At 69.9% G+C, this 19,190-nt stretch carries 18 protein-coding genes; 8 read left to right on the plus strand and 10 right to left on the minus strand.

From position 1 onward, the window contains the following. Nucleotides 1-11: 11 nt before the first annotated feature. From C0012_RS05160 to C0012_RS05170, 3 genes are all read right to left on the minus strand, one after another. The gene (locus tag C0012_RS05160; protein ID WP_232527781.1) at nt 12-959 is read right to left on the minus strand and encodes a DNA-methyltransferase; all 948 of its coding nucleotides are present in this window, start codon (nt 957-959) and stop codon (nt 12-14) included. Further along, a complete protein-coding gene (locus C0012_RS05165; protein ID WP_110590019.1) occupies nt 956-2,005 on the minus strand; it encodes a lipoate--protein ligase family protein in 1,050 nt (349 codons plus the stop codon). The genes C0012_RS05160 and C0012_RS05165 overlap by 4 nt, the downstream gene beginning before the upstream one ends. Before the next feature lie 145 nt (nt 2,006-2,150). Beyond that, nucleotides 2,151-2,987 (minus strand): alpha/beta fold hydrolase, encoded by an 837-nt coding sequence (locus C0012_RS05170; RefSeq protein WP_110590020.1) that lies wholly within the window; start codon nt 2,985-2,987, stop codon nt 2,151-2,153. A gap of 160 nt (nt 2,988-3,147) precedes the next feature. Here C0012_RS05170 and C0012_RS05175 point away from each other — a divergent pair, with 160 nt between their 5' ends. From C0012_RS05175 to C0012_RS05185, 3 genes are all read left to right on the plus strand, one after another. Next, on the plus strand, nt 3,148-3,576 hold the full coding sequence (locus tag C0012_RS05175; RefSeq protein ID WP_110590021.1) for a MarR family winged helix-turn-helix transcriptional regulator: 429 nt from the start codon (nt 3,148-3,150) through the stop codon (nt 3,574-3,576). Between the two features lie 5 nt (nt 3,577-3,581). Further along, nucleotides 3,582-4,907, plus strand: a complete 1,326-nt coding sequence (locus C0012_RS05180) for an MFS transporter (protein ID WP_110590138.1) — start codon at nt 3,582-3,584, stop codon at nt 4,905-4,907. 128 nt (nt 4,908-5,035) lie between these two features. Then, nucleotides 5,036-5,689 carry a ThuA domain-containing protein gene (locus tag C0012_RS05185; protein WP_110590022.1) on the plus strand — a complete coding sequence of 218 codons (654 nt, stop codon included), beginning with the start codon at nt 5,036-5,038 and terminating at the stop codon, nt 5,687-5,689. A gap of 141 nt (nt 5,690-5,830) precedes the next feature. On the opposite strand, the gene C0012_RS05190 is transcribed toward C0012_RS05185, so the two are convergent. Further along, complete coding sequence (locus C0012_RS05190; protein WP_110590139.1) at nt 5,831-7,153, minus strand: multidrug effflux MFS transporter; 1,323 nt, start codon at nt 7,151-7,153, stop codon at nt 5,831-5,833. A gap of 126 nt (nt 7,154-7,279) precedes the next feature. Then, on the minus strand, nt 7,280-8,236 hold the full coding sequence (locus C0012_RS05195; protein WP_110590140.1) for a GlxA family transcriptional regulator: 957 nt from the start codon (nt 8,234-8,236) through the stop codon (nt 7,280-7,282). Between the two features lie 111 nt (nt 8,237-8,347). On the opposite strand from C0012_RS05195, the gene C0012_RS05200 reads away from it, so the two are divergent. From C0012_RS05200 to dhaM, 4 genes are all read left to right on the plus strand, one after another. Next, entirely contained in the window at nt 8,348-8,986 is a 639-nt protein-coding gene (locus C0012_RS05200; RefSeq protein WP_110590023.1) for an isochorismatase family protein, read from the plus strand. A 147-nt stretch (nt 8,987-9,133) separates the two neighbouring features. After that, nucleotides 9,134-10,123 (plus strand): dihydroxyacetone kinase subunit DhaK, encoded by a 990-nt coding sequence (dhaK, locus tag C0012_RS05205; RefSeq protein ID WP_110590024.1) that lies wholly within the window; start codon nt 9,134-9,136, stop codon nt 10,121-10,123. A gap of 4 nt (nt 10,124-10,127) precedes the next feature. Beyond that, the gene (gene dhaL / locus C0012_RS05210) at nt 10,128-10,760 is read left to right on the plus strand and encodes a dihydroxyacetone kinase subunit DhaL (RefSeq protein ID WP_110590025.1); all 633 of its coding nucleotides are present in this window, start codon (nt 10,128-10,130) and stop codon (nt 10,758-10,760) included. Further along, the gene (gene dhaM, locus C0012_RS05215) at nt 10,757-11,470 is read left to right on the plus strand and encodes a dihydroxyacetone kinase phosphoryl donor subunit DhaM (protein ID WP_110590026.1); all 714 of its coding nucleotides are present in this window, start codon (nt 10,757-10,759) and stop codon (nt 11,468-11,470) included. The genes dhaL and dhaM overlap by 4 nt, the downstream gene beginning before the upstream one ends. Nucleotides 11,471-11,760: 290 nt before the next feature. Here dhaM and C0012_RS05220 read toward each other — a convergent pair whose 3' ends face one another. From C0012_RS05220 to C0012_RS05240, 5 genes are all read right to left on the minus strand, one after another. After that, the gene (locus C0012_RS05220) at nt 11,761-13,170 is read right to left on the minus strand and encodes a rhamnulokinase (protein WP_110590027.1); all 1,410 of its coding nucleotides are present in this window, start codon (nt 13,168-13,170) and stop codon (nt 11,761-11,763) included. A 264-nt stretch (nt 13,171-13,434) separates the two neighbouring features. Beyond that, nucleotides 13,435-15,471: a bifunctional aldolase/short-chain dehydrogenase gene (locus tag C0012_RS05225; RefSeq protein WP_110590028.1), complete on the minus strand. Its 2,037-nt coding sequence runs from the start codon at nt 15,469-15,471 to the stop codon at nt 13,435-13,437. 47 nt (nt 15,472-15,518) lie between these two features. Next, the gene (locus C0012_RS05230) at nt 15,519-16,358 is read right to left on the minus strand and encodes an alpha/beta hydrolase (RefSeq protein ID WP_110590029.1); all 840 of its coding nucleotides are present in this window, start codon (nt 16,356-16,358) and stop codon (nt 15,519-15,521) included. Then, a complete protein-coding gene (rhaI, locus tag C0012_RS05235; RefSeq protein WP_110590030.1) occupies nt 16,358-17,521 on the minus strand; it encodes an L-rhamnose isomerase in 1,164 nt (387 codons plus the stop codon). The genes C0012_RS05230 and rhaI overlap by 1 nt, the downstream gene beginning before the upstream one ends. 59 nt (nt 17,522-17,580) lie before the next feature. Then, nucleotides 17,581-17,940 (minus strand): L-rhamnose mutarotase, encoded by a 360-nt coding sequence (locus tag C0012_RS05240; RefSeq protein WP_110590031.1) that lies wholly within the window; start codon nt 17,938-17,940, stop codon nt 17,581-17,583. 195 nt (nt 17,941-18,135) lie between these two features. Here C0012_RS05240 and C0012_RS05245 point away from each other — a divergent pair, with 195 nt between their 5' ends. Beyond that, nucleotides 18,136-19,140, plus strand: coding sequence for a LacI family DNA-binding transcriptional regulator (locus C0012_RS05245; protein ID WP_110590032.1), 1,005 nt, complete (start codon nt 18,136-18,138; stop codon nt 19,138-19,140). The last annotated feature ends 50 nt before the right edge of the window (nt 19,141-19,190 follow it).

A 19,190-nucleotide genomic window follows, 5' to 3' on the forward strand; every position in this document is an offset into this window, starting at 1 on the left:
GGGAACGTCCCCTACCGGATCACGACGGCGTGGGGCATGCGCTCCTGCATCACCTCGATGGCGCGGGGGCTTCCGTCGACGAGCACGGCCTGCCTGCCGAGACGGCTCGCGACGGCGCCCGTCGTGCCGGATCCCGCGAAGAAATCGAGCACACGGTCGCCCGGCCGCGTGGACGCCTTGATCATGCGCGCGAGGATCCCCTCGGGCTTCTGCGTCGGATACCCCGTGCGCTCGGATCCGCCCGTCGGCACGATCGTGTGCCACCAGACGTCCGTCGGCAGCTTGCCGCGCGCGGCCTTCTCGGCATCGACGAGACCGGGCGCCATATAGGGCTCGCGATCGACCGCATCGGAGTCGAAGTGGTACTTGTCGGGATCCTTGACGTACACGAGGATCGTGTCGTGCTTCGTGGGCCAACGCGAGCGACTCTTCGCGCCGTAGTCGTACGCCCACACGATCTCGTTGAGGAAGTGGTCGCGGCCGAAGACGGCGTCGAGCATCACCTTCGCGTAGTGCGCCTCACGGTAGTCGAGGTGCAGGTAGAGAGTGCCGTCCTCGGCGAGCAGGCGCCACGCCTCGCTCAAACGCGGTTCGAGGAACGCCCAGTAGTCGTCGAAGCGGTCGTCGAACGTCGTGAGGGTCTGGCGGATCCGCTCGTACTTGCGCCCGTGGAATCCGTTCCAGACGGGGTTCTCCGTCGCGTTCAGGAAGTCGTCGCCGAAGAGGGCGTCATCGGCATCGTCGTCCACCGAATCCACGTGCACGGCGTCGGGCGCGTGGTTCGCGCGCTGCGTCGTGTGCTGGCGTTTCCGCCCCGTGTTGAAGGGCGGATCCAGATAGATCATCGTGAAGGCGCCGTCAGGCAGCGTTCGGGTGACCTCGAGATTGTCGCCGTGGTGGATCGCGACGGGCGCGCCTCGGCTGAGGCCCCTCTGCGGGGCAGAATCGGCGATCGTCACGGGACCCGGTGCAGCCACTGCTCGGTCGAGAACTTCGTGCGCACGAGCTCCTCGGCCTGCGCGAGCTCCTCCTCGGTCACGGATCCGCGCTCGGCGCCCGTGAACTTCTGGAACTCGTTCATGAACGCGTCGAGGATCGCGCGACGCTCCATGCCCGTCTGACTGCGAATGGGATCCACGCGCTTCGCGGCGGACGTCGTCCCCTTGTCGCTGAGCTTCTCGCGGCCGATGCGCAGCACCTCGGTCATCACCTGGCCGTCGATGTCGTAGCTCAGGGTCGCGTGATGCAGGATCCCGCCGTTCGCGAGGCGCTTCTGCGCGGCGCCGCCGATCTTGCCCTGCGGGCTCGCGATGTCGTTGAGACCCTGATAGCTCGCCTCGATCCCGATGGTCTTCAGCGCCTGCAGCACCCAGTCGTCGAGGAACGCGTACGAGTCGGCGAACGTGAGGCCCGCGACGAGCGAGGCGGGCGCGTAGAGCGAGTAGGTGATGATCTGCTCGGCACCCATGAGCATCGCGCCGCCGCCGGAGATGCGGCGCACGACGTCGAAGCCGTGCTTCCGCGCGCCCTCGGGATCCACCTCGTTCCGGTACGACTGGAAGGATCCGATGACGACGGCCGAGCGATCCCACTCCCAGATCCGGAGCGTCGGCTTGCGCAGCCCCTCGCCGACGCGTTCCGTGAGCACCTCGTCGAGCGCGAGGTTCATCATGGGCGAGACGGCCGGATCGTCGATGATCTCCCACTCGAAGTCCGACCAGGTCGACGCCGTGACGAGGGCGCGGCGCACGGCCGTGCCGACGGATTCCGGCGTGAACCCGAGCAGCTGGGCGCCATCCGGCAGGGCGCCGCGGATCGCGGCCGCGATCGTCGGCACGTCGGCGGTGTCGGGCAGGCCGACGACCGCGCGGTTGATGTCGATCAGGGCCTCGTCGGGCTCGAGGAAGAAGTCACCCGCGAGCGCGAACTCGCTGATCTTCCCCTCGGCCACCTCGAGGTCGACCACGACGAGCTTGCCGCCGGGAACCTTGTACTCGCCGTGCATTCCACCAGGGTAGTCGGGCGGGCTGACAGGGGTCCGGTCGCACACACAACACAACGCAGTCAATCCGGCAAGGAAGCCCGCGAAAGGCTGCACTTTCCGGCATCGACCGCAGTTCTGACTGCGTCGTGCTGCGAGAGGGACCGGCTTACGCCGGGAACCGCGCGTCGAGCCAGGCGAGGATGTCGGCGCGCACGCTCTCCTGCTCGAAGCCGTTGAGGATCTCGTGCCGGCCCGCGAAGACACGGGTCGTGACGTCGGTGAATCCCGAGCGCTCGCGGTACGCCGCGGCGAGCGCGTGCACCGCGCGCGGGCCACCCACGGGGTCGTCGCGGCCCACCATGAGCAGCACCGGCGTGTCCGGCAGATCCTTCGCGGGGCGGCCGATGAGCCGGAGCGTATTCAGCGGCCCGAACGCCTCCGCGAGCGGCGTCTGCGTCGTCAGCGGATCCGCGAGCGCCGCGTCCTGCACCTCGGGATCCTCGCTGATCCACTCGTTGCCCTTCGCCTCCGGCCCGTCCCAGCGGGCGTTGAGCGGCCGCGCGTTGAGAAAGCCGGGCCAGCGCAGGGCGGAGCCGACCAGCACGACGCCGTCGAAGGCGCCGGGGTGGTCGTTGACGAGGATCTGCGTGAGGAACGACCCCCACGAATGCCCGAGGATCACGAGCGGCAGGCCCGGGTTCTCGGATCGCGCGATCTCGGACATCTGCCACGCGGCTTCCTCGGCCGCACGGTGTCCGCCGTCGCCGAGGCGCGCGAGCATGTCGGCGGTTCCGTGCTGACGCATCCCCGTGCGTCCGTGCCCGCGGTGGTCGTCGGCGTAGACGATCCACCCATCCGCGGCGAGCGCCTCCGCCAGCACGCGGTAGCGCCCGGCGTGCTCACCGACACCGTGCAGGACGTGCACGATGCCGCGGGGTTCCCCCTCCGGCTCGTAGCGGTCGTAGAAGATCGTGGTCCCACGGAGGTCGACGAACTCAGCCATGGCGCGATCCTCCCACATGCCCACCCCTGCACAACGACGCCAATTCTGCGCAGGGGCCCGTGGGACCGCGGCGTGTCGGGGTGGTCGACTGAAAATTGGCGTCATTGTGCAGGAGGGATCGGATCCTTGCCGAAACTAATAGCCTAAACTAACTATTCGCATGACTCACGAAAACCTCTCCGTCCAGACCTCCGACATCCGCGCGGCGACGCTGCGCCTCGCGCGGCGGATCCGCCAGCAGCGATCGATCAGCACGATGTCCGATGGCCAGTTCGCCGTGCTCGCGAACGTGCACCTGCACGGCCCGCACACGCTCACGGCCCTTGCCGAGCGCGACGGCGTCACTGCTCCGTCGATGAACCGCACCGTCAACTGCCTCGAGGAGCTCGGCTACGTCACGCGCGTCGCCGACACCGAGGATCGCCGCAAGGTGAGAATCGCGATCACCGAGGCGGGCTCCGCCGTCGTGGAGGACACAGTTGCCCGCCGAGACAACTGGCTCGCGCAGATCCTCGCCGAGCTCTCGGACGACGAACGTCGCACGCTGCACGACGCCGCCGCGATCGTCCTGCGGGAGGTGAGGCGGTGACGAGCATGTTCCGCTCACTCGGCATCTTCAACTACCGGCTGTGGTTCCTCGGCGCGCTCGTGTCGAACGTCGGCGCGTGGATGCAGGCGACGGCGCAGGACTGGGTCGTGCTCACCGAGCTCACCGACCACGACGCGACAGCGGTCGGGATCACGATGGCCTGCCAGTTCGGCCCGCCGCTCGTCCTCGTCGGCGTGACCGGCTGGATCGCCGACCGCTTCGACCGGCGGAAGCTGCTGCTCGTGACGCAGTCGAGCCTCGGGCTCCTCTCCGTCGTCATCGGCGTGCTCCTCCTGGCGGGCGTCCTCACACTGCCGATCATGCTCGTGCTCGCGACGCTCTTCGGCGTCGCGAACGCGATCGACGCCCCCGCGCGGCAGGCGTTCGTGAGCGACATCGTCGGGCGGTCGCAGGCTTCGAACGCTGTCGCCCTCAACTCGGCATCATTCAACATGGCGCGGCTCATCGGCCCCGCGGTCGGCAGCCTCCTGCTGATCGTCGTCGGCAGCGGATGGGTATTCGTCATCAACGCCGCCACATTCGCCGCGATGCTCGCGGCCCTCGTGCTCATGCGCCGCGACGAGCTGCAGCCGCGCGTCCGCTTGGCGAAGGGCGGCGGGCGTCTCGCCGATGGCCTGCGGTATGTGCTGACGCGCCCTGACCTCGTCGTGATCTTCGCGATGGCATTCCTCATGGGCGCGTTCGGCATGAACTTCCCGATCTTCGCGTCGACCATGGCCGTCGAATTCGGCCGCGACGCCGACGGCTACGGACTGCTCAGCTCGGCGCTCGCCGTCGGATCCCTCGCGGGCGCCCTGCTCGCGGCCCGGCGCGATCGTGCGCGGCTGCGCGTCGTGGTGCTCGCGTCGGCAGGCTTCGGCGCGATGTCGATCGTGTCGGCGGCGATGCCCGCCTACCTCGCGTACGCGCTCGTGTGCATGGCGATCGGATTCTGCACCGTGACGATGCTCACAACGGCCAACGGCTTCGTGCAGACGACGACGGATCCGGCCGTGCGCGGCCGCGTGCTCGCGCTGTACCTGGCGGTGATGATGGGATCCACGCCGATCGGCGCTCCTGTCATCGGTGCCGTGGCCGACGCGTGGGGACCGCGCGCGGCGATCGTCGTCGGCGGCGCCGCGGGGCTCATCGCGGCGGCGATCGGCGCGGCGTGGCTTCTGTCCTCGGGACGCCTGCACCGAAGCGACGTCCGGCGGTTCCGGCTCACGATCGACGAGACGCGCCCCGTGACCGTCGTCACGCCGGTCGTCGAACCGACGGGGACCGACGACGCCGTCGCACAGACGAACGCGGTGCCGACGCGGCGGTGACGACGCCACGAGATTCGGAGATCTCACGGGAAGCGGACGCTGTCCCGAAATTCGTCCGCTTTTCGTGAGATCTCCGCGATTCGTGACGACGGACCACAGGCACACGCCCTCCATGGTGTGATGGGGACATGTCTCTGCGCGCACTGATCGCCACAGCCGATGGCCGCTACGAGGATCCGTGGCACCCGTTCCCTGAGACGTCGGCGCGGCTCGCCGATGCTCTGGGCGATGCCGGCTTCCACGTCGAGACGGCCCCCGTCGACGAGGCACTTTCGAAGATCGGCGATGCCGATCTCCTCGCCGTCAACGCCGGGGATCCGTGGCGGCACGAGCCGCCCCGCCTCGGCGCCCCTGCCGGCGCCGTCACCGGGCTCGACGCCGCGCTCGACCGCGGCATCGGGGTGCTCGCGATGCACACGTCCCTCGCATCGCTGCGCGATTATCCGTCGTGGTCCGTTGCGACGGGCGGGATCTGGCTGCCCGGGATCTCGATGCATCCGCCGCTTTCCGATGCCCGCTTCGACTGGGCGGAGCATCCGCTCGCCGGGGACGAGCCGTTGCTGGCCGTCGACGAGCGCTATGCGTATCTGCAGCAGATCGGCGCCCGCGACATCGTCGCGACACACGATCACGAGGGCGTGCGGCACCCCGTCGTCTGGACCCGGGAGTACGGATCCGCCCGTGTCGCGGTCGACCTGCTCGGCCACGACACGCGGTCCTACGACTCCCCCGACCACCGCGCGCTCATCGCCCGGCTCGCCCGCTGGGCGGCGCGGGCGTAGCTTCCGGGCGGGGCGTCACTGCCCCTCCGGCAGCCCGCCCTGCACGTGAGCGCCACGACGCCCCTCACCTAAGCGACCATCGTCCCCGCGAGCGAGCACGGATCCGCATGTTCCCTCGCGACTCGCCAGGACAACTCCGAGTCAGTCCGACAGGCCACCCAGCGTACGAGGCCGCACGATCAGCCACAGGGCGAGGATCCCGACGACCGCGCACGCGGCCATGATCGACGCCATCGACAGCGGGCTGATGCCGCCCGTCCACACCGACACGACGCCGACGAGCGGCGAGATGAGCCCGGCGACGCCGTTGTTCGCGGCTCCGAGCACGCTCGCCGCCGTGCCGGCCGCGTCGGGGTGACGATCGAGCGCGAGCACCTGCGCGCACGGGAATGTGAACCCGCACGAGGTCATGAAGAGGAACAGCGGGATGATGACGCCCCACGCGCTCGGGATCAGCTGTGCGCAGACGGGGATGGCGCAGGCCGCGATCAGGAGCGCTCCCGTCGAGTACGCGAGCACCCACTGGGGCCCGAAGCGCACCGCAAGTCGCGCCGCGATCTGGTTGCCGATGATGAGGCCGACCGAGTTCACGGCGAAGATCGTGCCGAACTGCAGGGCGCTCAGCCCGTACCCGGTCTGAAACAGGAACGACGAGCTCGAGAGATAGGAGAACAACCCGGAGAAGGTCATCGCGCCGATCAGCAGCACGCCGACGTACACGCGGTCCGAGAACACGACGCGGTACCTGTGCCGGATCGACGTCGTCTCGGCCGTCGCGCGGTCTTCCTTCGGCCGCGTCTCCGGGAGGGAGAAGATCGCGAACAGCAGCATCGCCACCCCGTAGCCTGCGAGGGCGACGAAGATGCCGCGCCACGGCAGCACCTCGAGGAGCGCGGATCCGATGAGCGGGGCGACGACAGGGGCCGCGCCCGTGACGAGCGCGAGGCGCGAGAGCATGATGGCGAGCCGCCTGCCGCCAAACAGATCGCGCACGGTCGCCATCGCGACGACACCTCCCGCGGCGGCCCCGACGCCCATCAGGACGCGCGCGATGCCGAGCATCTCGATCGACGGCGAGAAGACGGCGACCGTGGTCGAGACGACGTGGAGCGCCGTGCCGATGAGCAGCGGCCACCGGCGTCCGACGGCGTCGCTCAGCGGCCCCGCAATGAGCTGTCCGACGGCGAATCCGATCATCGTGCCCGTGAGCGTCAGCTGCACGGCGGCCTCGCCGACGCCAAACTCGTCCTCGAGCAACGGGAAGGCGGGGAGGTACAGGTCGACGGTGAACGGGCCGAGCGCCGTCAGGGCACCGAGCAGCAGGACGTACGCGAGCCGGCGGCCGCTCGAGAGCTGGTCGCCCCTGTGCTCACTCGCCGTCTCCTGCGACGCGCCGCGCACGCGATCCGACACCGGCACGACGCCGGTGGGGATCGGGATGAGACCCGTCGCCGCAGGGATCATGCCGGTCTCGGGGTACGCGTCGTCGTCGCGTTCGTCGTTCGTCACGGAGTCCGGACCTTCGTTCAGGGTCGATTCGGGGGCATGTTCGACGCTACCGGGATCCGCACCTGAGCGGCGGGACCCGCGTCACGCGCGCGGCGCGTCCGCGAAGCGCCGTCGATACGAGGTCGGCGTCGTGCCGAACGCCTGCGAGAACGCCTGACGAAAGGCGACGACGCTGCCGAACCCGCACGTGTCGGCGATACGGGCGATCGAGTCGTCGCCTGTCTCGAGGTGCGCGCGCGCCGCGTCGAGGCGCCGACGGCGCACCCACCGGGCGGGCGTGGCTCCGGTGGCCTGGCGGAATCGACGGGTGAAGCTGCGCCGACTCATGAGCGCCTGACGCGCGAGCACGTCGACCGTCAGGCGCTGGTCGAGGTGCTCGTCGGCCCATCCGAGCACCCGTGCGATGTCGTCGCGCATCTCGCCCGACTCCGGGACCCCTTCGACGTACTGCGCCTGGCCGCCCTCGCGATGCGGTGCGATCACGATCGAGCGCGCGACCGACGCCGCGATCGAGGCTCCAAGCCGCTCACGAACGATGTGCAGACAGGCATCGAGCGCCGACGCGGTGCCAGCCGAAGTCAGCACGTCGCCGTGGTCGATGTACAGCGAATCAGAGTCGACGTCGACCTCACTGCGCAACGCGGCGAGTTCGGAGGTGGACGCCCAGTGCGTCACGGCCGCGCGCCCGTCGAGGATTCCGCTCGCGACGACCGGGAAGCCGCCGAGACACAGCCCGACGATCATCGCGCCGCGCGCGTGCGCATCGGCGATCACGCGCACGAGCTCGTCGGGCACGGCGGGCAGATCCGAGGGCCAGCTCGGGAACACGAGGATGTCGGCGTCCGCTGTCGCCGCCGCGTCCGCGAGCCCGTCGATCCGCAGGCCGCCCGACGTTCGCACGTCGCCGCCGCCATCCGTCCAGACCGTCGCGCGCCAGGGATCCGCCCGCCCCGTGAGTCCGACCTCGTCGAAGACGAGCATCGGCGTCGACAGGTGGAACATGCTCATCCCATCGAAGGCATGGATGGCGATCTGCATGTGGCCCATTCTCATCGAACAGCGGCCTTCGTGCCACTCACGAATCGCCCGCAGATGGCGCGATGCTGGATCCGCGTCGCCGGACGGCGGCGAATCGGAAGGAGACACCACATGCCCGCAGGACGCCGCGCCCTCATTGTCATCGACGTGCAGAACGAGTATGTCGCCGGACCGCTCGAGGTCCAGTACCCGGATCGGACGACGTCGATCCGCCGCATCACCCAGGCGCTCGACGCCGCCGAAGCAGCGGGGATCCCCGTCGCGGCCGTGCAGCACGAGTACCCCGAGAACGCTCCCCTCTTCGCCCGGGGCTCGGCGGCGTGGGAGCTGCAGCCGGAGATCGCCGAGCGCGCCCTGCCGACGTGGGCCCGGTCGACGAAGGACGTCGGCACCGTGTTCGCCGACGAGGGCCTCGTCGCCTGGCTCCGCGAGAACGACGTCGACACCGTGACCCTCGTGGGCTACATGACGAACAACTGCGTCCTCGCGTCGGCCGCCGGCGCCGAGCCCCTCGGATTCGAGGTCGAGGTCCTGTCCGACGCGACGGGCGCGATCCACCTCGCGAACGACGCGGGATCCGCGAGCGCGCGCCAGGTGCACGAGACGCTCATGGTGCTGCTGAACTCGAACTTCGCGGCCGTCGCCACGACGGACGCCTGGGAGGCGGCCCTCGCTGCGGGCGAGCCCCTGCCAAAGAGCGACCTCCCCACCTCGGCTCTGCGCGGCCGCTCGGAGGCCGGCGTCGCCTGAGGCCGATGCACATTCGTTCAGGTCTCCCCCGCGTGTCAGAGGTCTTCGGTACCGTCGAATCGACACGCGGGGGCGCCGCCGCCCCGGCACCAGAGGCGAAGGAGCGTTCATGAACGGCACGCAGCTGAATCGCGGAGAGGCACAGCGATGAAGAAGCTCATCGGAGATCCGCAGAACGTCGTTCGCGACGCGCTCATCGGCCTGGAGAAGAGCGCCGATCAGGTGCGCGTCGACCACGAGAACCGCGTCGTCCATCGCGCCGTGCCGAAGGAGCAGGGCAAGGTCGCGCTCGTCTCCGGTGGCGGCTCGGGCCACGAGCCTCTGCACGGCGGCTTCGTCGGCATGGGGATGCTCGACGCCGCGTGCGCGGGCGAGGTGTTCACGTCGCCCACACCGGATCAGGTGGAGGCCGCGACGACGGCCGCCGATCGGGGCGCCGGCGTGCTTCACATCGTGAAGAACTACACGGGCGACGTGATGAACTTCGAGATGGCGGCCGAGCTGGCGGGATCCGTGCGGGTCGAGTCCGTCGTCACCGACGACGACGTGGCCGTGCAGGATTCGACGTTCACGGCGGGTCGCCGCGGAGTCGGCGTCACAGTGCTCCTGGAGAAGATCGTCGGCGCGGCCGCAGAAGAGGGCCACGACCTCGATACGGTCGCCGCGCTCGCGCGCCGGGTCGCCGCCGAGGGCCGCTCGATGGGCGTCGCGCTCACGAGCTGCACGGTCCCCGCCGCGGGAAAGCCCACCTTCGATCTTCCCGACGACGAGATGGAGGTCGGGATCGGGATCCACGGCGAGCCCGGCAGGCGCCGCGTGCCGGTCGCGCCGGCCTCCGAGATCGCGCAGATGCTCGTCGAGCCGATCCTCGCCGACCTCGACATGACCTCGTCGCCGGTGATCGTGCTGCTGAACGGCATGGGCGCGAGCCCGCTGCTCGAGCTGCACCTCATGTACGGAGAGGTCGCAGCGCTTCTCGAGAAGGCCGGTGTGACGATCGCGCGCCGGCTCGTCGGCAACTACATCACCTCGCTCGACATGGCGGGCTGCTCTCTGACGCTGCTGCGTGCCGACGACGAGATGATCCGACTCTGGGACGCCCCCGTCAACACACCCGGCCTGCGCTGGGGAGCGTGATCGCATGCCCGACACGATCAGCACTGCCGACGCGACGGCGTGGATGACGCGATACGCCGAGGCCGTCGAGGAACAGCGCGACCACCTCACCGAACTCGATTCGGCCATCGGAGACGCCGACCACGGCGCGAACATGGATCGGGGCATGCGCGCGGCGGTCGACAAGGCCTCCGCAGATCGCCCCGAGTTCCTTGACGAGCTGTTCAAGGGCGTCGGCATGACGCTGGTCTCCACGGTCGGCGGCACGAGCGGCCCGCTGTACGGCACGTTCTTCCTGCGTCTGGCCTCCACGCTCGGCCACGAGACCGAGGTCGAGGCATCCGCCTTCGCCGCCGGTCTGCGCGCCGGGCTCGACGGCGTCATCGCCCGCGGGAAGGCAGCTCCGGGAGACAAGACGATGATCGATGCGATGTCGCCCGCCATCGCCGCGTTCGAAGAGGCGGTCGCGCAGGGGTCCGACCCGGCCGCCGCGGCGTCCGCCGACGCAGCGGAGGCAGGGCGCGACGCGACGGAGCCGCTCGTCGCACGCAAGGGACGGGCCAGCTACCTCGGCGAGCGCAGCGCAGGCCACATCGACCCCGGCGCGGCCTCGACGTCCTTGCTGTTCCGCGCACTGTCCGAAACGCTCTCCGCATGATCGGGATCGTCGTCGTCTCGCACAGCGCGCCGCTCGCGCGCGCGGCGCTCGATCTCGCTCTCGAGATGGTGCCCGAGGATCCGCCTCACGTCGCCCTCGCGGCAGGCGCTGGCGAGGGCGTCACGGGAACCGACGCGACCCGCGTGGCCGACGCCATCGAGAGTGTCGCCGGCGATGACGGCGTGCTCGTCCTGATGGACCTCGGCTCGGCGGTGATGAGCGCCGAGATGGCGCTCGAGTTCGTCGATCCGGGGTGCGAAGTGCGGCTGAGCCCGGCACCGCTCGTAGAGGGGCTCGTCGCGGTCGTCGTGAGCGCCGCGGGCGGCGCGACGCTCGACGACGCCGACCGCGAGGCACGCGGGGCGCTGGCGGCGAAGGAAGATCAGCTCGGCGTCGCGGCTCCCGTTTCGGACGCCCCGGCGCGCGCCTCGACCGAGCCGATCCGCCTCACGCTGACGAACGACGTCGGCCTGCACGCGCGTCCGGCCGGGCTCGTCGTCCGCGCACTGAAGGGCCTCGACGCCGTCGTGCGCATCGGCACTGACGAGCACGACTCGGTCGACGCGCGCAGCGTGATGGGCCTGATGTCCCTGGGGGCTTCCCACGGAGACGTCATCTCCGTCACCGCCGAGGGCCCCGACGCCGAGCGGGCACTCGACGCGCTCCGCGCTCTCGTCGACGACGGCTTCGGAGAAGACGCCGCGGGGTAGGCGCGCCGCGCGCTGGCAGCGCGGCTCGAACGAGCACATCAACGAGCTGCTGCGACAGCACTGCCCTCAGGGCACCGATCTCCCGCTCCACGGTCCGGAAGATCTCGAGCATGCCACGCAGAGCCTCAAGGACCGTCCCCGCAAGACGCTCGGCTGGGCCCCCAGCCGAGCGTCTGCGTGGGTTCGCTGTGAACACCTGTGTTGCGGCACCTCTGGAAACCCACCGCGCCATATTGGGTGTCCCCTACACACGACACGCCGGGCCAGAGGGCGTGCCGCGACCACCGGCCTCAGCCGCGCGGAACGTACCGCTTCGGCGGGAAGGCGTCGGCGACCGTCGCGCGGAGTGCGTCGAGGTCGCCCGAGACGAATCCGGCAGTGCGCCCCTGCACGAGCAGGTTGCCGATCGCCGTCGCTTCGACGGGTCCGGCCTCCACGGGGATCCCCGAACGATCGGCGGTGAGCTGGCACAGCAGCTCGTTCAAGGACCCGCCTCCCACGACATGGATCGTCTCGACCGGCACGCCCGACAACTCGGAAGCCGTGCGAACCGCGCCAGCGAACGCCTCGGCGAGGCTCTCGACGATCGAGCGGGCGAACTGCGCGCGCGACTGCGGCACGGGCTGGTCGTGCTCGCGCAACCAGGTGGCGATGCGCTCAGGCATCTCCCCCGGCGGCATGAAGACGGGATCGTTCGCGTCGAAGATCCCCACCGGCTCCGTCACGCGTGCGGCCTCGGCGAGGAGCGCCGGGAGGTCGACCTTCTCGGCGCCGTCCGGACGCTCCCATTCGCGGATCGTCTCGCTGAGAAGCCAGAGACCCATCACGTTGTGCAGGAAACGAGTGCGGCCGTCGACACCGCCCTCGTTCGTGAAGTTCGCCTCGCGGGCGGCGTCCGTAAGCACGGGCTGCTCCGTCTCGACGCCCACGAGACCCCACGTTCCGCACGAGATGTATGCCGCACGGTCGGCCTTCATGGGAACGGCGACGACGGCCGACGCGGTGTCGTGGGATCCGACGGCCACGACGGGCGCGGATCCGCCCACCTCCGCCGCGACGTGCGGCAGGAGGGAACCGACCGTGTCTCCCGGGTCGATGAGTCGCGGCAGGATCTTCTCGGGCACGCCGAGGCGCGCCGCGAGCTCGAGATCCCACTGCTTCGTCGTCACGTCGAGGAGGCCGGTCGTTGAGGCGTTCGTGCGCTCGGCGACCTTCTCGCCCGTGAGCAGCCATCCGAACAGATCGGGCACGAGCAGCATGCCATCGGCCGCTTCCCGCACGCCGCCCTCGCACGCCAGCTGGTACAGCGTGTTGAACGGGAGGAACTGCAGGCCGTTGCGGCGGTACAGCTCCTCGAATGGCAGGGCGGCGTGCACAGACTCGACACCCGCCGCCGTGCGCTCGTCGCGGTAGTGGAACGGAGTGCCGAGCATCCGGTCGCCCCGCATGAGTGCGTAGTCGACCGCCCATGAGTCGATGCCGATCGACGCGATCTCGGGGGCCCTGCGGAACGCCTCGGCGAGCCCTTCCCGCACCCCGCGGTAAAGCGCCATGAGGTCCCACTGCAGACCGCTGGGGGTGCGCACGGGGTCGTTGGGGAAGCGGCCGACGGTCTCCATCTGGATCCCGCCGTCCGCGAAGCGCCCGACGATCACGCGCCCGCTCGTCGCGCCGAGATCAACCGCGGCGACGGAACTCATCGCGCCACCCCCATCACAACGCAGTCAATCCGACGGCTTCGAGCACCCATCGGGCCATATCCGGCCCCTGCAGCCCAAATCGACTGCGTTGTGTTGGGGACCGCTCGGTCAAGGGGCGACCGGCCAGTACCGAACATCGCGAGAGCTGTCATTGTTCCTCCTCGAACACAACGCAGTCGATTCGTGCGCCTCGGCGCCCTGCGGCGCGCAGGACAGCTCCGACCGCCCAAATCGACTGCGTTGTGTTGTTCAAGACGCGGTCGATCAGCGGACGAACGCCTGCGCGACGCCCGAATCGACGGGGATGTGCAGGCCGGTCGTGCGGCTGAGCTCGGGGCCCGTGAGCACGTAGACCGCGTCGGCGACGTTCTCTGGGACCACCTCGCGCTTGAGGATCGTGCGGTTCGCGTAGAACTGGCCGAGGTCCTCTTCGTTGACGCCGTAGGTGGCGGCGCGCTGCGCGCCCCAGCCGCCCGCGAAGATGCCGGATCCGCGCACGACGCCGTCGGGGTTGATGCCGTTGACGCGCACGCCGTGCTCGCCGAGCTCGACGGCCAGCAGGCGCACCTGGTGGGCCTGGTCGGCCTTCGTCGCCGAGTACGCGATGTTGTTCGGCCCGGCGAAGACCGAGTTCTTCGACGAGATGTACACGATGTCGCCACCGAGGCCCTGCTCGATGAGCGGCTTCGCGGCCGCCTTCGAGACGAGGAAGGAGCCCTTCGCCATGACGTCGTGCTGCAGGTCCCAGTCCTTCTCGGTCGTCTCGAGCAGTGGCTTCGAGAGCGACAGGCCGGCGTTGTTGACGACGAGGTCGATGCCACCGAAGGCGAGGAGTGTCTCGTCGATCGACGCCTTCACCGCCTCCTCGTCAGCGACGTTGGCGGCAACGCCGACGGCGACGTCGGTGCCGCCGAGCTCAGCCGCGGCGGCCTGTGCCTTCTCGAGGTCGAGGTCCGCGATGACGACGCACGCGCCCTCACCCGCGAGACGCTTCGCGATGGCCTTGCCGATGCCGCTCGCCGCGCCGGTCACGAGGGCGATGCGGCCCGCGTGGGTCTTCGGCTTCGGCATCCGCTGCAGCTTGGCCTCTTCGAGCGCCCAGTACTCGATGCGGAACTTCTCCGACTCGTCGATGGGCGCGTAGCTCGACAGCGCCTCGGCGCCCCGCATGACGTTGATCGCGTTGACGTAGAACTCTCCGGCCACGCGCGCGGTCTGCTTGTTCTTGCCGTAGCTGAACATGCCGACGCCGGGAACGAGGACGATGAGCGGATCGGCACCGCGCATCGCGGGGCTTTCGTCCGTCGCGTAGCGCTCGTAGTACGCCGCGTAGTCGGCGCGGTACTCCTCGTGCAGCTCCTTCAGGCGCGCGATGGAGTCCTCGACCGACGCATCGGCGGGCAGATCGAGGATGAGCGGCTTGACCTTCGTGCGGAGGAAGTGGTCAGGGCAGCTCGTGCCGAGCTCGGCGAGGGCCGGGGCCTTCTCGCTCGCGAGGAAGTCGGTGACGACCTCGGCATCGGTGAAGTGCCCGACCATGGGCGCGTCGTGCGACGCAAGCCCGCGGATCGTCGCGGCGAGCGCGGCGGCCTTCGCGCGGCGCTCGCCCTCGGGCAGCGCCTCGTATCCGGCACGCACGGCGCCGAAGGGCTGCGCGGATCCGTTCTCGTCGATGAACTTCTGCGCCTGCTCGATGATCCAGAGCGAGTTCTGCTCGCTCTCTTCGCTCGTGTCGCCCCACGCCGTGATGCCGTGTCCGCCGAGGATCGTGCCGATCGCCTGCGGGTTCGCCTTCTTGATCTCGGCGATGTCGAGCCCGAGCTGGAAGCCGGGGCGGCGCCAGGGCACCCACACGACCTTGTCGCCGAAGATCCGCTTCGTGAGCGCCTCGCCGTCGGCGGCCGTCGCGATCGCGATGCCGCTGTCGGGGTGCAGGTGGTCGACATGCGCGGCATCGACGAGACCGTGCATCGCCGTGTCGATCGACGGGGCCGCGCCGCCCTTGCCGTGCAGGCAGTAGTCGAAGGCAGCGACCATCTCGTCTTCGCGGTCGATGCCCGGGTAGACGTCGACAAGCGCGCGCATGCGGTCGAGGCGCAGGCTGGCGAGGCCCTTCTCCTGGAGTGTGCCGAGGTCGCCGCCGGATCCCTTGACCCAGAGCAGCTCGACGGGCTCACCCGTGACGGGATCGGTCTCGGTGCCCTTCGCCGACGTGTTCCCGCCGGCGTAGTTCGTGTTCTTCGGGTCGGAACCGAGGCGGTTCGACCGGGTGATCAGATCGGTGACGGTGGGGTTCGTCATGAGTGTCTCTCTCGTGAGGTTCGCGAACGGTGACGCGGGAATCGGGATCAGGTGAGCCGCGCGACGAACGCATCGATCGTCGGCTCGGCTCCGGGCTCTTCGGGGCGGTTGAGGTGGCCGTGGCGGGTTCCGGGCTCGGTCGTGCAGACGACGTCGACGCCCGCGCCCTCGAGCGTGCGTGCGAACGCTTCGCCCGAGACGCGCAGCTCGTCGACGTCGCTCGCGACGATGGTCGTCGGCGGGAAGCCGACGAGCTCGCCCTCCGTCGCCGTGCCAGGCGCCGCGATCGCATCGGCCGTGTCGACGGATCCGCCGAGGTAGTTCTCGTACATCTCGCGCACGGCGGTGGGAGCGAACTGCTCGCTCAGGCCCGCCTCGGCGAGCGCATCGGCGAGCGCGGCGGGAACGTCCGGCTGCACGGCGTGCAGGGTCGGGTAGGCGAGAACAACGTGCGAAGGAAGCGGCTGGCCCGACCGCAGCAGGCGCACGACAACGCCCGTCGCGAGGTTGGCGCCTGCACTCGCTCCGCCGATCGCGACGCGGGACGGATCCGCGCCCCACTCGCCCGCGCGCTCCCGCGCCCAGGCGAGAGCGAAGGCGATCTCCTCCGACGCGACCGGATAGCGCACGCCGTCGCGCGGCTCGTGCTCGGCCCAGCGCGAGCCGGGCTCGACGGGTGCGAGCGAGTAGTCGACGGACACCGCCGTGATGCCGCGCGCCGCGAAGGCGCGCGCCACCCAGTCGCCCTCGGGCATGTCGATGGATCCCGCCGCGAATCCGCCGCCGTGCACCCACACGACGACGGATCCCGACGGCGCGTCCGCCGGATACACGCGCACGCCGAGCGGCCCGTGCGGGCCCGCGAGCGTCGTGTCCCGGGGATCCATCAGGCGCCCCAACCGGCCTGGGTGCCGCCGACGCGCTCGGCCTCGATCTTCTCCTGGTAGCCCGAGTCGGCGAACGCCTGCATCGGGTCGGCGGGGAGGCCACGGCCTGCACGCCACTCGGCGAGCGCGGGTCGCACGTCGGTGTAGAAGGCGTCCATGAACACCTGGTTCGCGGCGAGGGGATCCCCTGCGATCTGCGCCGCACGCAGCGCCTCGGTGTCGACGAGGAGCGCGCGGGCCGTCATCTCCTGCACGTTGAGCACCGAGCGGGTCTGGCCGAGGATCTTGTTCTCGACGTTGTGGCACTGGTCGAGCATGAACTGCACATCGGGGTTGTTCAGGCCGCCGCCGCGCACGACCTCGAAGACGATGCGGAACAGCTGGAACGGATCCGCGGCGCCGACGATGAGGTCGTCGTCGGCGTAGAAGCGGCTGTTGAAGTCGAACGAGCCGAGCTTGCCGAGGCGCAGCAGCTGCATGACGATGAACTCGATGTTCGTGCCGGGCGCGTGGTGACCCGTGTCGAGGCAGACGAGCGCCTTGTCACCGAGGGCCGACACCTGGGCGTAGGACGTCCCCCAGTCGGGAACGTCGGTGTGGTAGAACGCCGGCTCGAAGAACTTGTACTCGAGCACGATGCGCTGCTCGTCGCCGAGGCGATCGTAGATCTTCTGCAGCGACTCGTGGAGTCGGTCCTGGCGGCCGCGCATATCGGCCTGGCCCGGGTAGTTGGATCCCTCGGCCAGCCAGATCTTGAGGTCGCGCGACCCCGTCTTTTCCATGACGTCGATGCACTCGAGGTGGTGGTCGATCGCCTTGTTCCGGATCCGGTCGTCCTCGTGCGTGAGCGCGCCGAACTTGTAGTCGTCGTCCTGGAACGTGTTCGAGTTGATCGTGCCGAGCGCGACGCCGTTGTCCTCGGCGTGCTTGCGAAGATCGTCGAAGTCGCTGAGATCCCACGGGATGTGCAGCGCCACGGTCGGGGCGAGACCCGTCAGCTTGTGGACCTGCGCCGCGTCCGAGATCTTCTCGAACGGATCCCGCGGCGTGCCCGGCGTGCCGAACACCTTGAAGCGCGTGCCGGAGTTGCCGAACGCCCACGAGGGCAGCTCGATGGCCTGCTTCTCGAGCTGATCGAGGATGTCCTGGGAGAGGGTGCTCATGGTCCACGAGCCTTTCTGTCGTGCGCTTGGGCCGTCGTCGGCCGCGCGGATGCGGGTGGTCAGTCGTCGGAGCGCGCGGCGCGCAGCTGGGATTCGAGGTGGAACACCTCGGGGAAGGTCTCGGCGCTCTGGTCGGCGCGGCCGTCCTGGGCGAGGAAGAAGGGCGCCATCTCGGCCTCCCACTTCGCGGCGACCTCGCTGCTCGCGAGATACGCCTGCGAGGCGGCGTCGTCATCCGTCTCGTAGAAGCCGACGAGCTCGCCGCCGCCGAGATGGAAGATCGAGTAGTTGCGACGCCCGGAGGCGGCGATCTCGTCGAGCATCTCGGGCCAGACGGGGTCGTGACGCCGCATGTACTCGTCGAGCATCTCGGGCTTCACGCGCAGCCGGAAGGCGATGCGCTGACTGTCGCTCCCCATCGAGATCCCTTCGTCGTTGTGAATCGTTTCATTATGCGCATAGCGGCCGGGCGAACGCAAGGCCGCAATACACAACGACGCCAATTCTGTGCGGAGGTGGACGACACGCCGAGTTCGACGGCCGGACCAGTGAATTCTGGCGTCGTCGTGCATGGGGACGTGCAATAGGATCCCCGGAGGACGAATGGAGGGCCGATGGCGGCGAGCATCCGCGATGTGGCGAACGAGGCCGGGGTCTCCGTCGGCACGGTCTCGAACGTGCTCAACCGACCCGACGCGGTCGCCGAGGCGACCGTCGACCGCGTGCGCAAGGCGATCGACAAGCTCGGCTATGTGCGAAACGACGCGGCGCGCCAGCTGCGCGCGGGCCGCTCGACGACGGTCGGCCTCGTCGTGCTCGACGCGGGCAACCCGTTCTTCGCCGATGTCGCGCGCGGCGCGGAGGATGCGGCCGCGCGGCACGGCCTGTCCGTGCTGCTCGGCAACAGCGACGAGCAGCACGAGCGCGAGGACGCCTACCTCGCGCTCTTCGAAGAGCAGCGCGTGCGGGGCGTGCTCCTCTCCCCCAGCTCGGAGACGCTCGAGGCCGCCCAGCGGCTCCGCGATCACGGGATCCCCGTCGTGCTCGTCGACCGCGCGGCCCCGGGATCCGACTTCTCATCCGTCGCGGTCGACGACCTCCGCGGCGGATCCATCGCCGCCTCCCACCTGCTCGAACAGGGGCGGCGGCGGATCGCCTTCGTCGGCGGCCAGCGTTCGCTGCGCCAGGTCGCCGACCGCTTCGCCGGCGCCGAGCGCGCCGTCGCCGCGGTGGAGGGCGCGAGCATCGAGCATCTCTCGACCGAGCAGCTGACCGTGCTCGCGGGACGGGACGCGGGCGCCGAGATCGCGGCGCGCGCCCCCGCCGACCGGCCCGATGCGATCTTCGCGGTCAACGACCTCGTCGCCGTCGGCGTCATGCAGGCGCTCGTGATGATGGGATCCGTGCGCGTCCCGGAGGACATCGCCCTGATCGGCTACGACGACATCGCGTTCGCCCAGTCGACCGTCGTCCCCCTCACGTCGATCCGCCAGCCCGCGCAGCTGATCGGATCCACGGCCCTCGACGTGCTCGCGGCGCTCGTCGACGACCCGACGCGCGCCCCCGAGACGATCGAATTCGAGCCCGAGCTCGTCGTCCGGGCCTCGACGGGCGGGTAGCGCGCACCACCCGGAGCGCCCGCGTATCCCGCGTTACCCGCGGAAGCCCG

Origin of the sequence: Microbacterium suaedae (assembly GCF_003254645.1) — a bacterium.
Classification (GTDB): domain Bacteria; phylum Actinomycetota; class Actinomycetes; order Actinomycetales; family Microbacteriaceae; genus Microbacterium; species Microbacterium suaedae.